12 protein-coding genes are annotated in these 13,090 nt (G+C 64.6%); all 12 read left to right on the forward strand.

Annotated features, from left to right (window positions below; all coding sequences use genetic code 11):
• The first annotated feature begins 66 nt into the window (after positions 1–66).
• The 12 genes from DM374_RS20725 to DM374_RS20780 all read left to right on the forward strand — a co-directional run bounded on the left by DM374_RS20725 (position 67) and on the right by DM374_RS20780 (position 13,090).
• The gene (locus DM374_RS20725) at positions 67–1,404 is read left to right on the forward strand and encodes an NAD(P)/FAD-dependent oxidoreductase (RefSeq protein WP_225422550.1); all 1,338 of its coding nucleotides are present in this window, start codon (positions 67–69) and stop codon (positions 1,402–1,404) included.
• Positions 1,405–1,534: 130 nt separating this feature from the next.
• Positions 1,535–2,566: an ABC transporter substrate-binding protein gene (locus DM374_RS20730; RefSeq protein WP_110971576.1), complete on the forward strand. Its 1,032-nt coding sequence runs from the start codon at positions 1,535–1,537 to the stop codon at positions 2,564–2,566.
• 13 nt (positions 2,567–2,579) lie between these two features.
• Positions 2,580–3,614 (forward strand): polyamine ABC transporter substrate-binding protein, encoded by a 1,035-nt coding sequence (locus tag DM374_RS20735; RefSeq protein ID WP_225422551.1) that lies wholly within the window; start codon positions 2,580–2,582, stop codon positions 3,612–3,614.
• 96 nt (positions 3,615–3,710) lie between these two features.
• Positions 3,711–4,793: an ABC transporter ATP-binding protein gene (locus DM374_RS20740; protein WP_177431587.1), complete on the forward strand. Its 1,083-nt coding sequence runs from the start codon at positions 3,711–3,713 to the stop codon at positions 4,791–4,793.
• Positions 4,790–5,671 (forward strand): ABC transporter permease, encoded by an 882-nt coding sequence (locus DM374_RS20745; RefSeq protein ID WP_095153418.1) that lies wholly within the window; start codon positions 4,790–4,792, stop codon positions 5,669–5,671. Before DM374_RS20740 ends, DM374_RS20745 begins: the two co-directional genes overlap by 4 nt.
• Positions 5,672–5,675: 4 nt before the next feature.
• Positions 5,676–6,491 (forward strand): ABC transporter permease, encoded by an 816-nt coding sequence (locus DM374_RS20750; protein WP_110971646.1) that lies wholly within the window; start codon positions 5,676–5,678, stop codon positions 6,489–6,491.
• Positions 6,488–7,969 (forward strand): 2Fe-2S iron-sulfur cluster-binding protein, encoded by a 1,482-nt coding sequence (locus tag DM374_RS20755; RefSeq protein WP_110971578.1) that lies wholly within the window; start codon positions 6,488–6,490, stop codon positions 7,967–7,969. The genes DM374_RS20750 and DM374_RS20755 overlap by 4 nt, the downstream gene beginning before the upstream one ends.
• A complete protein-coding gene (locus tag DM374_RS20760; RefSeq protein WP_110971579.1) occupies positions 7,966–9,135 on the forward strand; it encodes an NAD(P)/FAD-dependent oxidoreductase in 1,170 nt (389 codons plus the stop codon). The genes DM374_RS20755 and DM374_RS20760 overlap by 4 nt, the downstream gene beginning before the upstream one ends.
• Positions 9,136–9,196: 61 nt before the next feature.
• A complete protein-coding gene (locus DM374_RS20765) occupies positions 9,197–9,988 on the forward strand; it encodes an IclR family transcriptional regulator (protein ID WP_110971580.1) in 792 nt (263 codons plus the stop codon).
• Positions 9,989–10,094: 106 nt separating this feature from the next.
• Positions 10,095–11,129 carry a zinc-dependent alcohol dehydrogenase gene (locus DM374_RS20770; protein ID WP_110971581.1) on the forward strand — a complete coding sequence of 345 codons (1,035 nt, stop codon included), beginning with the start codon at positions 10,095–10,097 and terminating at the stop codon, positions 11,127–11,129.
• Positions 11,130–11,174: 45 nt separating this feature from the next.
• Positions 11,175–11,534 carry a RidA family protein gene (locus DM374_RS20775; RefSeq protein WP_095153413.1) on the forward strand — a complete coding sequence of 120 codons (360 nt, stop codon included), beginning with the start codon at positions 11,175–11,177 and terminating at the stop codon, positions 11,532–11,534.
• Positions 11,535–11,590: 56 nt separating this feature from the next.
• On the forward strand, positions 11,591–13,090 hold the full coding sequence (locus tag DM374_RS20780; RefSeq protein WP_110971582.1) for a CoA-acylating methylmalonate-semialdehyde dehydrogenase: 1,500 nt from the start codon (positions 11,591–11,593) through the stop codon (positions 13,088–13,090).

Here is a 13,090-nt window from a genome sequence, read left to right on the forward strand (position 1 = left end):
TCAGTATCTGTTCGAGTATTTCGTTTAAGTGATTTATGTATATCGCACAGCGATACGGAGAATAAATTGTACGATCCACTGGTCAATGCGCACCCAGGCGTCGGATTGCCACATTCCGCGTCCTACTGGGTAGATACGGCGGGCAACGCACCGCAGGATGATGGGCCGGTCACCGGGGCCATGGACGTTGAAGTCGCGATCATTGGCGCCGGTTACACAGGTTTGAGTTGCGCGCTGCACCTGGCCCGTGAGCACGGGATTCACGCCGTGGTCCTGGAGGCGAATCAGGTGGCCTGGGGCTGCAGCGGTCGCAATGGCAGCTTCGCCCGTATTTCCGGAGGGCGGGTGCCGCTGGCCGAGCTGATCGAGCGCTATGGCGTCAGCACGGCGAAAGCCTATTTCGATGAAATGTCGGCGGGGCTGAACACCGTGCGCGGGCTGATTCGTGAAGGGAAGATCGAGTGCGACGCGCAGCCGGACGGCGTGTTCAAGGTCGCCAGTCATGCCGGGCATGTGGCGGCGCTCAAGCGCGAAGTCGGCCTGTATAACGACGTCTTGAAGTACGGCGCCCGCTTTGTCGAAGCAGCGCAGGTACATGGGGTGCACAGCGGCGCGGAGGCCTTCGGGGCGCTGTATATGCCGGACGGCTTTTCCATGCACCCGCTGAAACTGGCCTGGGGTATCCAGCGCCTGGCCCGCGAAGCCGGGGCCAAGGTCCATGTGGCCTCGCCGGTGACCGACTGGCAAAGCGACAACGGCCGCCATCGCCTGGTGACGCCGGGCGGCGTGGTGACCGCTCGCCGCGTGGTGGTTGCCACCAACGGCTACACCTCCGGCGCGCTGAACAAGGCCACGGCCGGACGGGTGTTGCCGGTCCACTCGCAGATCATCGTCACGCGCCCGCTGAGCGCCGAAGAGAAACGCCAGAGCCTGGCGGGCAGCGAATGCATGTTCGATACCCGCAACCTGCTCTCGTATTACCGCCGCCTGCCGGACGACCGCATTCTGTTTGGCGGCCGCAGCGCCATCACCGGCCGTGATGCGGAAAACCCGCGCCACCGGCAGAACCTGCACGACGCGTTGTGCCGCAAGTTTCCGGCGTTGCAGGGCATCGAGGTGGATTACAACTGGGGCGGCTGGGTCGCGGTCAGCGAAAACTCACTGCCGTTCATTTGTCGCGTGCCGGGCCTGGACAATGTGTTTTCCGGCGGCGGTTATGCCGGGAGCGGTGTGTCGTTCTCGGTGCAGACCGGCAAGCGTCTGGCGCAGATGGTGGCCGGCGATGAGCAGCCCACCGGCATCGATTTTCTCCACCAGAGCCCGAGACGGTTTCCGTTCCAGCCGTTCCTGCGCGTCGGCCAGCGGATGGCCTACGCCTGGTACCGTTTCAAGGATGCACAGTAAGCAGCGAGACCGGCCCGCAGTGGCCAGCGAGGCAGACGGGCAACGTCTCCCGGTATAACAACAGCAACAGGGGCCGCAACGCCCGGCGTTCGATTCAACTGTCTAATTACAATAACCTCAGGAGTTGAAAATGCGATCAATCAACAAGCGAATGGCGGGGCTGGCGTTGACCATGTCCTTGTGTGCCGTGGCCCAGGTGCAGGCCGCGGGGAGCGTGACCTTTGCCGGCTGGGGCGGCGCGTTGCAGGACGCCGAGCGCAAGGCCTACCTTGAGCCCGCCGCGAAGGCGCTGGGCATCACCATCAAGGAAGACAACATGGACGGCCTGGCCGCCGTTCGTGCCCAGGTCATGTCGGGCAAGCCCAAGTGGGACGTGGTCGAACTGGCGTCCAACGATTGCGTGCTGGCGCAGGAGCAGGGACTGACTGAACCGCTGGACTACTCGGTGATCAGCACCGAAGGCGTGGCCGCGAACTTCTACGGCAAGAACTGGATCGCCAGTAATGCCTACTCCACCGTACTGGCCTGGGCCAACGATGCCGGCGCCACCACGCCGAAAACCTGGAAAGCCTTCTTCGACCCTGAGGTCAAAGCCTCGCGGGCCATGTACCGGCAGCCCTACACCACGCTCGAACTGGCGTTGATTGCCGACGGCGTATCGCCCAAGGCGCTGTACCCGCTGGACGTCGACCGCGCGTTCAAGGTGCTCGAACGCATCAAGCCGCAGGTGATCAACTGGTGGCGCAGCGGCACCGACTCCGCACAACTGCTGCGTAGCCGTGAAGTGGATGCATTGGCGATCTGGGCCTCGCGGGTCGATGAGTTGAAGCAGTCCGGTGACGACGTCGATTACACCTACGACCATGCCTTGCTCGACTACGATTGCGTGGTCGTGCCCAAAGGCGCGCCAAACAAAGAGCTGGCGATGAAGCTGGTCGCCGAAATCATGAAGCCGCACAGCCAGGCGACCCTGGTGACCCTGATCCCGAACCCGCCGATCAACGTCAAGGCCTATGACACCGGGATCATCCCCGCTGCGATGGCCGCCACCCTGCCGACGGCACCCGCCAACCTCGACAAAGTGGTGTTCTTCGACCCGGTCTGGTGGCAGGCGCATCAGGCAGAAGTCCAACGACGTTTCGACCTGTTCATCCAGAATTGACAAGGCGGCCACTATGAAGACTCTCAGGAAAAGCATGCTCCAGGGCGCCATCGTTGCAGCATTGGCAATGGCTGCGAGTTCCGCGGTACTGGCTGACAGCCTGACCTTCTCCGGTTGGGGCGGCGCGTTGCAGGACGCCGAGCGCAAGGCCTACCTTGAGCCCGCCGCGAAGGTACTGGGCATCACCATCAAGGAAGACAACATGGACGGCCTGGCCGCCGTTCGTGCCCAGGTCATGTCGGGCAAACCGAAGTGGGACGTGGTGGAACTGGGCAGCACCGAGTGCGCCCAGGCCCAGCAGGAAGGTCTGGCCGAGCCGCTGGACTATTCGGTGATCGATGCCACCCATGTCGACAAATCGGTGGTCGCCAGTCACTGGATCGCCAGTCACGCCTACGCAACCGTGGTTGCCTGGGCCGAAGACAGCGGCGCACCGGTAGCGAAAAACTGGCAGCAATTCTTCGATCCGCAGGTCAAGGGCGCGCGTGCCCTCTACCGTCAGCCTTGGCTGACTATGGAAGCGGCGCTGCTTGGCGATGGCGTGGCGCCAAAAGATCTGTACCCGCTGGATGTCGAGCGGGCGATCAAGGTGCTCACCCGGATCAAGCCGCAGGTAGCCAACTGGTGGAGCGCGGGCGCCGACTCGGCGCAGTTGCTGCGCAGCCGCGAGGTGGATTTCCTGGCGATCTGGAACGGTCGCGTCGCCGAGGTCAAGGCCAGCGGCGACAAGGTCGATTACAGCTTCGACGGCGCGCTGTTGAGCCATGACTGCCTGATCGTGCCCAAGGGTTCGCCCAACAAGGCGCTGGCGATGAAACTGATCGCCGAGATCATCAAGCCGGAAAGCCAGGCGGCCCTGGCCACGCTGATCCCGTATTCGCCAGTGAATGCCAAGGCCTACGAGCTGCCGGTCATCACTGCGGAACTGGCCGCGCGCCTGCCGACCTCGCCGCAGAACATCGACAAGGTGGTCACGGTGTCCCCCGAGTGGTGGGTGGCGAATCAGGAAGCGGTGCGTCAGCGATTCGCCTTGTTCCTCGCCAACTGATCCGCCGCGGGTGATGTGAGAAGTGGGGTGGGGCGCCCAAGGCCCCCACCTTCGATAAGAAGGACGCTGGACGTCCGATTTGTGCCGAGTGTGAGCATGTCCGAAGACGCTAAACTTTCGATGTCGATCGACATCGAAAACCTGACCAAGACCTACGACAGCTTTGCTGCGTTGGATGATGTCTCGCTGTCGATCAAGAGCGGCGAATTCCTCTCCTTGCTCGGTTCTTCCGGTTCCGGCAAGACCACCTTGCTGATGGCCCTGGCCGGGTTTGTCCGGCCTGATGCCGGCAGTATCCGCTTCGGCGGGCGCGAGATGATCTTCGAGCCGCCGCACAAGCGCGACGTCGGCATGATGTTCCAGAGCTACGCGCTGTTTCCGCACATGAACGTGTTCCAGAACGTCGCCTATCCGCTGAAGCTGCGCGGCTACAGCCGGGCCGACATTCGCCAGCGGGTCGAGCAGGCCCTGGCCACGGTGGAACTGGATCACCTGATCGAGCGCGGCATCACCGAGATGTCCGGCGGTCAGCGCCAGCGCATCGCCCTGGCCCGCGCCATCGTCTTCGAACCCAAGATCCTGTTGATGGACGAGCCGCTCTCGGCCCTCGACAAACGCCTGCGCGAAACCATGCAACTGGAACTGCGCCGCCTGCATGAGCGCCTGGGCATGACCGTGGTCTACGTGACCCACGACCAGCGTGAAGCCCTGACCATGTCGGACCGCATCGCGGTGATGAGCAAGGGGCGGATTCGCCAGATCGACACGCCGATCAATCTCTACGAGCGCCCGGCAAACCGCTTTATTGCCGAGTTCGTCGGCGAATCGTCCTGCCTGCCGGTCACCCTGGAGGATGGCAAGGTGCAGTTCCAGGGCCGCCCGCTGCGTGCGGCCGGCATCGCCGCCGGACTGAAGAACCCGAGCCTGGTGGTACGTCCGGAAAAACTGCAGTTCGTGACCGCCAACGCCGCCGACTACAACCTGCTGCACGGCCAGGTAACCGATGTGATTTTTCAGGGTGAAAGCCAGTTGGTGCAGATCGACCTGGGGCAGGGCATGGCCGTAGCGATTCGCCAGCCAACCCGCAGTTCCGAAAGCGGCCGCCTGCCGGCGCGTGGCGAGAGCGTGGTACTGGGCCTGCACTTGCAAGACACCCTGGTGGTGGGAGACGAGCAATGAGCGGCGGCGGATCGGTTGCGCGCAATGCGCGCGAACTGCGCAGCGCGGAACGGCGGCAACGCTGGTTCCTGTTCGGCTCCGGGCTGCCGGCGCTGCTGCTGGTACTGCTGACCTTCGTGCTGCCGATCGGCTGGCTGTTCTGGCTGTCGCTGTTCGATGCCAATGGCCAGTTGACCGTGGAGAACTACACCCGGCTGCTGGAGCCGATCTATGTGCTGACGTTCGTGCAGACCTTCAAGATCAGCATCATCGTCACCATTGCCTGTGTGCTGATCGGTTACCCCTACGCCTACTTCATGATCAAGGGCCCGCGCTGGCTGGCCAATCTGGCGATGGGCCTGTTGCTGGTGTCGCTATGGACTTCACTGCTGGTGCGCACCTATGCCTGGCTGATCATCCTGCAGCGTCGTGGCATGGCCAATGACCTGCTGATGAGCCTGGGCCTGACCGACGCGCCGCTACCGCTGGTGCACAACCTGACCGGCACGGTGATCGGCATGGTGCACATCATGCTGCCGTTCATGATCCTGCCGCTGTTCGCCGCTATGAAAAGCATCGACCCGATCTACAACCAGGCGGCCGCGGCATTCGGCGCGTCGCCGTCGCGGGCCTTCCGCGATGTGTTCCTGCCGCTGTCGCTGCCGGGACTGGCGGCCGGTGCGACCCTGGTGTTCGTGATTACCCTCGGTTTCTACGTCACCCCGGCACTGCTGGGCGGCGGCAAGGTACAGATGATCTCGATGCGGATCGAGAGCGATGTGTCGATGTACGCCAACTGGGGCGCTGCCTCGTCGCTGGGTGTCGTGCTGCTGGTGGCCACCCTGCTCATGTTGTTTATCGTCAAGAGGAGCGCGGGCCTTGGCCGGCGCAGCGAGTGAGATCATGGCCCGACTGAAACAAACCCTGACGGACGCGCTGCGCGCTTCCTGGCTGTACGTGCTGGTGCTGGTGACGATGTTGTTCCTGGTGTTGCCGACGCTGATCGTGATCCCGATGTCGCTGTCCGATGCGCGTTACCTGAACTTCCCGCCGAAGTCGTTCAGCATCGAGCCGTTCTTCAGCTACTTCGCCTCGCTGGAATGGCGCGCGGCAACCACGGTGTCGTTGATTACCGCGACCCTGACCATGCTGCTGGCAACCACCCTGGGCACCGCGGCGGCGTATTCGCTGCATGTCACCCAGTCGCGGCTGTCCGGCGTGCTGCGCGGCCTGCTGATGGCGCCGATGATCGTGCCGACCATCTTCATCGCCATCGGCCTGTTCTTCGTTTATGCGCGGCTTGATATGAACAACACCATTCCCGGCCTGGTACTGGCGCACACGTTGCTGGCCTTGCCTTACGTGGTGATCAACGTCAGTGCCGGGCTGCGCAGCTACGACATGACCCAGGAACAGGCGGCCTGCATCCTCGGCGCTACCCGGCTGCGTGCGTTCTTCGACGTGACCTTGCCGCAGATCCGTTTTTCGGTGATCGCCGCCGCGATGTTCGCCTTCGCTATTTCCCTTGATGAAGCGGTGATCTCGCTGTTTATCAGTGGTGGCGACAGTTCCACTCTGACCAAGCGGATGTTCAGTTCGCTGCGCTCGGAGATCGACCCGCTGATCGCCGTGGTCGCGACGCTGATGACCCTGCTGTCGATCATCATGCTGTGCATCAGCATCATGGCCCAGCGCAAGGCCCGGAGGAACGCCGCATGAGCCGCGTCAACCTGCGCCTCGGGCATACCGCCACGGCGAGCGTCGAGTTCTTCTGGAATGGCCGTGCGCTGCAGGGCCGCCAGGGCGAAAGCGTGGCGGCGGCGCTGCTGGCCAACGGTATTCGCACCCTGGCCTGGAGCCGCAAGTCGCACCGGCCGCTGGGCTATTCCGGCAACTACGTCGCGGGCGTGCTGGCGCGGGTCAACGGCGTGCCGAATGTGCGCCTGGACCTGTTGCCGGTCAGTGCCGGCGCGCAGGTGGCGATGCAGAATTGTTGGCCCACCCCGGCGTTCGACCTGTTGCGGCTGTCGCGGCTGATTCCCGCAGGCTGGATTCAGGGCGGTTTCGAGCACACCAATCTGGTGCCCAGCGGCACGGCGCTGTTCCAGCGCTGGGAAGCGCTGCTGGCGTTTCTCGCGGGCTCAGCCAAGCCGGCTGAGCGCACGGGCGAGGTCGCCGTGCCTGCGGCGCAGCACCTGAGTGCCGACGTGCTGGTAATCGGCGGGGGACCGGCGGGTTGCGCTGCGGCCAATCAGGCGGCTGCCGGCGGACGCGATGTGCTACTGGTGACCCGCGGCCAGTCGCTGGCCCGTTTTGCCTGCGCCGCGGGCGTGGCCCGGCCGGTGCTGGACCCACGGGTGCGGTTGGTGACGGGCGTCGAAGTGTTCGGCGCCTACCGTGAAGGCGAGTTGCTGCTCGCCGCGCCGGAAGACCCGGCGCAAGGCGCGCTGGCCCTTGAGGCCGATGAAGTGATTCTGGCCAGCGGCCGCCGTGCTTGCCCGCCCGTGGTTCCGGGCATGTGGCTGCCCGGGGTGATGGAGGTACGCACGGCGCTGATCATGGCCCATCAACAGGCGGTGGCGCCGGGCGCCCGGGTGGTGGTGGTCGGCAATGGCGACCAGCAGGCGGTCGCCAGCCGTCTGGGCGAGTTGGGCGTAAACGTGGTGGCTGCGCTGCCGGTGGCCGGGTTGCGCCGGGTAGTGGGGCACCGCCAGGTCACGGCGGCACTGTTCGACGAAGCGATTTCGTGCGATGCGCTGGTTCATGCCGGTCCGTGGTTGACCGAAGCCAGCCTGACGTTCCAGAGCCGCGCCGAAGGCTTGCTGCAATTGCGTGAACAACGCCAGAGCCGTCTGCGCACCGTGGGCTCAGCGAGCGAAACCGATCAGCCGCTGCCGGTAGCCGCTCGATCGCGGCACGTGGCCTTGCTGTGCCCGTGCTTCGACGTGTCCTGTCATGAAGTCGAGGCCCTGATCGCCCAGGGTATTACCGACCTGGAAGTGATCAAGCGTCTGACGTCCTGCGGCATGGGCCCGTGTCAGGGACAACCTTGTTGGGATTCGCTGCGGGCGCTGGTCAGTGCCCGTAGCGGTATCGCCCTGACGGCATTGGCCCGTCCGACGCTGCGCCCGCCACGCCGTGCCTTGACCGTTGCCCAGGCCGCCGGCCTGGCTGCGGTTGTCGAGCCACTGCAATGAATGCCGTCAAGCCATTGCCTGGCAAGGCATCGATCATCATCGTCGGCGCGGGGATCCAGGGCCTGTCGCTGGCGTTCAACCTGACGGAACTTGGCGTACGCGACATTCTCATGCTCGATGCCGGTTACTGGCAGGGCGGCGCTTCGGGCCGCAACGGCACGCTGATTCGCGGCGCGTTCAGCTCGCCGGAGTGGACGCGCTTCTTCGCCCATTCCTGCCACTTGTGGCAGGGGCTGTCGAAACGCCTGGGCGAAAACGTCATGTATTCGCGCCGCGGCTACACCATGGTGGGCGAACGCGACTCCACGGCGGCGCTGCTGGAGCGCACGCGGGAAGTGCACAAGGAATGCGGGATTACCTCCGGCCTGTTGAGCCCGGCGCAACTGCGCGAAGTACTGCCGGCCCTGGCCCATGAACGGGTGAGCGCGGCGCTGCACCTGCCGGACAGCGGCGTGGCCCCGCACCATGCCGCGATGCATGCCTATCGGCAAACGTGCGAGGCACGCGGGGTGGCGATTCATTACCGCACCGAAGTCACTGCCATCGACCAGAGCGCCGGGCGTATTTCCGGGGTACGGGTCGGGCAGCAGTGGATTGCCAGCGACACCGTGGTCCTCGCCGGGGGCGCCGAAAGCAATCGTCTGGCGCAATTGGCGGGGGTGGCGCTGGACGGTTACCCGATGCGCCTGGAAGCCATGGCGCTGGAACCGACCCGGCCCCTGATCGGTCCCGCCGTGGCACTGCTGGATCGGCTCTGCTACATGCACCAGACTGCGCGCGGTGAAGTGGTGGGCGGCGCCGAAGTCGCCGAGCGGCCACAGCACACCTTGAATGCCGATGTGCCGGTGATGGCGGCGACAGCACGGGCGTATCTGGAGATGTTTCCGCAGTTGGGCCACGCGCGGATCTTGCGTCAATGGGCCGGGCTGGTGCATATCTCCAAGGATTTCGGGCCGCTGTTGGGCGCCCATCAGCAACTGCCGGGGCTGTTTGTCAGCGCGGGCTGGTGTTACGGCCATGCCGGTGCACCGGCCGCCGGGGAATTACTGGCCAAGGCCATCGTCAGCGGCGAGGTGGATGAGCGCATGCGCCCCTTCGCCGTGGACAGGTTTGAACGCAACGCGCCGGTCGTGGAACCTGGCATTGTCTTGAGTCATTTCGAATGAAACACAGCGTTGAAAGCACCGTGATAACCGCGTTTTTCGCGGCAAAAACAAGGAAAACCCCATGAGTACTGCAGAAGACTCGCCACTGTTCATTACTGCTTTGTCCAAGGGGCTGGCGATCCTGACGGCGTTCCGTGCCGGACGCCCGAGCATGAGTCTGATCGAATTGGCCGAGGCGACGGGGCTGAACAAAAGCACCGTGCAACGTTCGGCCTTCACCCTCGAAGCGCTGGGTTACCTGTACAAGGAACCGGTGACCAAGCGCTTGCGCCTGGCGCCCAAGTCCCTCGACCTGGGCACCGGCTACCTGCAGACCAGCGAGTTGATCGAGCGTGCCAACCCGTACCTGCACGAACTCAACCGCAACGTCGAGGAAAGCTGCAACCTGCTTGAACCGTGCGGGCTGGACATGCTCTACGTCGCCCGTTTCCCGAGCCACAAGCAGATCGCCATTCATATGCCGCTGGGCCGCCACCTGCCGATGTACTGCACCTCGGCGGGCCGCGCTTACCTGGCCGCACTGCCGGAGGCGGAAGCGGACGCGATCCTGATCGCCTCCGAGCGCCAGGGCTACACCGCGAGCACGGTCACCGACCTGGACGCGTTGCGCACGATGGTCGCCGAGGCTCGCCGTGAAGGTTATGCCTACGCCCAGGAAGAGTATTTCGCCGGGGATATCAGCGTCGCCGCCGCAGTGGTCAACGCCGATGGCTACCCGCTGGGGGCAGTCAACATCTCCGTGCCCTTCAGCCGCTGGAATCTGGAAGACGCGCGCAAGCAACTGGCACCCAAAGTGATCAATACCGCGCGCAATATCGCCAGCGCGACACGCAGTTTACGTCCCGTGGGCTAGCGCCCCCGGGCAACACCTTTCGACCCGCACACACCGCCGCCAGCCCAGGCTGGCGGTATAGGTGCCCAATTGCCCGAAAACCGGGTGGATGTATCAGGAGAGAGCGATGAGTCAAACCATGAAGGCTGCCGTTCTGCACGGCGTCGGCGAACCCCTGCGTATCGAACAGGTTCCGATTCCGCAGCCTGGCCCGGGCGAGTTGTTGATCCGCATCGTCGCCTGTGGCGTCTGCCACAGCGACCTGCATGCCATGGACGGTGACTGGTCGGACCTGCCGACCTTGCCGCTGATTCCCGGCCATGAAATCACCGGACATGTCGTTGCCCATGGCGAGGGTGTCAGCGAGCCGGCGATCGGCACTGCGGTCGGCATGCCCTGGATGTACAGCGCCTGCGGCACTTGCGAATTCTGCCTGGGCGGCATGGAAACCATCTGCGAGCGCCGCGAATCCACCGGCTACAGCAAGCAGGGCGGCTATGCCGAGTACATGATTGCCCCGGCAGCATTCGTTGCCAGCATCCCGGCGGGTGTCGATCTGTATGCCCTGGCGCCGATCCTCTGTGCTGGCGTGACCACTTACCGTGGCCTGATGCGCTCGCGGGCCCGGCCGGGACAGTGGGTCGCGGTCATGGGTATTGGCGGCCTCGGCCATGTGGCGGTGCAGTACGCCATTGCCATGGGCCTGCGTGTGGCGGCCATCGATGTGTCCGCCGACAAGCTCGAACTGGCCCGCAGCTATGGCGCCGAATGCCTGATCGATGCCCTCGACAACCCGGTCGAAACCCTCAAGCAACAGATTCCCGGCGGCGTCCACGCGGTACTGGTGACCGCCACCGCCAATGCCGCGTTCGAGCAGTCGGTGAAGATGCTGCGCCCCGGCGGCACGGCGGTGTTCATCGGCCTGCCGGGCGGCGATGCCGACAGCGTGCGCGCCTCTATCTCGGCCATCAGCGGCTGGGAGCTGTCGATCACCGGTTCCAATATCGGCACCCGCCACGACCTCAACGAAGCGGTGGCCTTTGCCGCCCGCGGCCAGGTGAAAGCGCAGGTCAGCCTCGAGCGCCTGGACGATATCAACGACATCTTCGCCCGCATGCGCAAAGGCCAGCTGGTCGGTCGCACCGTGTTGAAAATTGCCTGATCCAAGCCCTTTGTCCTCAATTTGTCCTCAACAGGAGTCACCTTCATGACCATCACCCGCCTGCAACCCAATCCCGGCCTGCTCAGCCACGCGCTGGTGCACAACGGCATCGTCTACATCACCGGCCAGGTACCGGCCGACCGCACCCAGGACGTTTCCGGCCAGACCGCCCAGGTGCTGGCGCGCATCGACGCGCTGCTGGCCGAAGCCGGCTCCGACAAGTCGCACATCCTGTTCGCGCAGATCTGGCTCAAGCACGCGGTGCAGGACTTCGCCGCGATGAATGCGGTCTGGCGCGAGTGGGTGCCGCAGGACGCACTGCCGGCGCGGGCGACCGTCGAGGCCAATATGGCGGCGGACAACATCCTGGTGGAAATCGCCCTGCAGGCGGCGGTCAAGGCCTGAATCAGCCATTCACTACCTGCCGGCGACAGGTCTCGTCCGGCACTGGAGAGTTTTCAATGAGCAGTATCGTTCCCCATCTGATCAACGGCGCGCGCGTGCAGGGCACGGGTCGCACCGCGGATGTCTACAACCCGTCCACCGGCGCCGTGGTCCGGCAAGTGGCCCTGGCCGACAGCGCCACCCTGCAACAGGCGATCGACGCCGCCCGCGCCGCCTTCCCGGCCTGGCGCAACACGCCGCCGGCGAAGCGCGCGCAAGTGATGTTCCGCTTCAAGCAACTGCTAGAGCAGAACGAAGCGAAGATCTCGCAACTGATCAGCGAGGAACACGGCAAGACCCTGGAAGACGCTGCCGGCGAACTCAAGCGCGGGATCGAAAACGTCGAGTTCGCCTGTGGCGCGCCGGAGCTGCTCAAAGGCGATTACAGCCGCAACGTCGGGCCGCACATCGACGCCTGGACCGACCTGCAGCCGGTGGGCGTGGTGGCGGGCATCACGCCGTTCAACTTCCCGGCCATGGTGCCGCTGTGGATGTACCCGCTGGCGATCGTCTGCGGTAACTGCTTCATCCTCAAACCGTCCGAGCGCGACCCGAGCTCCACCCTGTACATCGCCGAGCTGCTGATCGAAGCGGGCCTGCCCAAGGGCGTGATGAGTGTGGTGCATGGCGACAAGGAAGCGGTGGACGGCCTGATCCAGTCGCCGCACGTCAAAGCCTTGAGCTTTGTCGGCTCCACGCCAATTGCCGAGTACATCTACAGCGAAGGCACCAAGCGCGGCAAACGCGTGCAGGCACTGGGCGGGGCGAAAAACCATGCGGTGCTGATGCCCGATGCCGACCTGGACAACGCAGTCGGTGCGCTGATGGGTGCGGCCTATGGCTCGTGCGGTGAGCGCTGCATGGCGCTGTCGGTGGCGGTGTGTGTCGGCGACGCCATCGCCGACGCGCTGGTGACCCGGCTGGTACCGGAGGTGCGCGCACTGAAAATCGGTGCCGGCACATCCACTGGCCTGGACATGGGCCCACTGGTGACCGGCGCGGCGCGGGACAAGGTCAAGGGCTATATCGACGCCGGGGTTGCCCAGGGCGCCAGCCTGCTGGTGGACGGTCGTGATCTGGTGGTGGAGGGCAATGAAAACGGCTTCTTCGTCGGCGGCACGCTGTTTGACCGGGTCAGTGCACAGATGAGCATCTACACCGACGAGATCTTCGGTCCGGTGCTGTGCATCGTCCGCGTCGGCAGCCTGGAAGAAGCCATGCAACTGATCAACGATCACGAATACGGCAACGGCACCTGCATTTTCACCCGCGACGGTGAAGCGGCGCGGCTGTTCTGCGACGAGATCGAGGTGGGCATGGTCGGCGTCAACGTGCCGTTGCCAGTGCCGGTGAGCTACCACAGCTTCGGTGGCTGGAAGCGTTCGCTGTTCGGCGACCTGCACGCCTACGGCCCGGATGGCGTGCGTTTCTACACCCGCAAGAAGGCCATCACCCAGCGCTGGCCGCGCCGCGCCAGCCATGAGGCGGCGCAGTTCGCCTTCCCCAGCAACGGCTGA

The organism is Pseudomonas huaxiensis, from assembly GCF_003231275.1.
GTDB classification, from domain to species: domain Bacteria; phylum Pseudomonadota; class Gammaproteobacteria; order Pseudomonadales; family Pseudomonadaceae; genus Aquipseudomonas; species Aquipseudomonas huaxiensis.

Excerpts from the sequence above, each read along its gene's own strand:
- DM374_RS20760 (WP_110971579.1), top strand. The coding sequence starts at position 7,966 with ATGAATGCCGTCAAGCCATTGCCTGGCAAGGCATCGATCATCATCGTC.
- DM374_RS20740 (WP_177431587.1), top strand. The coding sequence starts at position 3,711 with ATGTCCGAAGACGCTAAACTTTCGATGTCGATCGACATCGAAAACCTG.
- DM374_RS20780 (WP_110971582.1), top strand. The coding sequence starts at position 11,591 with ATGAGCAGTATCGTTCCCCATCTGATCAACGGCGCGCGCGTGCAGGGC.
- DM374_RS20730 (WP_110971576.1), top strand. The coding sequence starts at position 1,535 with ATGCGATCAATCAACAAGCGAATGGCGGGGCTGGCGTTGACCATGTCC.
- DM374_RS20745 (WP_095153418.1), top strand. The coding sequence starts at position 4,790 with ATGAGCGGCGGCGGATCGGTTGCGCGCAATGCGCGCGAACTGCGCAGC.
- DM374_RS20775 (WP_095153413.1), top strand. The coding sequence starts at position 11,175 with ATGACCATCACCCGCCTGCAACCCAATCCCGGCCTGCTCAGCCACGCG.
- DM374_RS20735 (WP_225422551.1), top strand. The coding sequence starts at position 2,580 with ATGAAGACTCTCAGGAAAAGCATGCTCCAGGGCGCCATCGTTGCAGCA.
- DM374_RS20765 (WP_110971580.1), top strand. The coding sequence starts at position 9,197 with ATGAGTACTGCAGAAGACTCGCCACTGTTCATTACTGCTTTGTCCAAG.
- DM374_RS20770 (WP_110971581.1), top strand. The coding sequence starts at position 10,095 with ATGAGTCAAACCATGAAGGCTGCCGTTCTGCACGGCGTCGGCGAACCC.
- DM374_RS20755 (WP_110971578.1), top strand. The coding sequence starts at position 6,488 with ATGAGCCGCGTCAACCTGCGCCTCGGGCATACCGCCACGGCGAGCGTC.
- DM374_RS20750 (WP_110971646.1), top strand. The coding sequence starts at position 5,676 with ATGGCCCGACTGAAACAAACCCTGACGGACGCGCTGCGCGCTTCCTGG.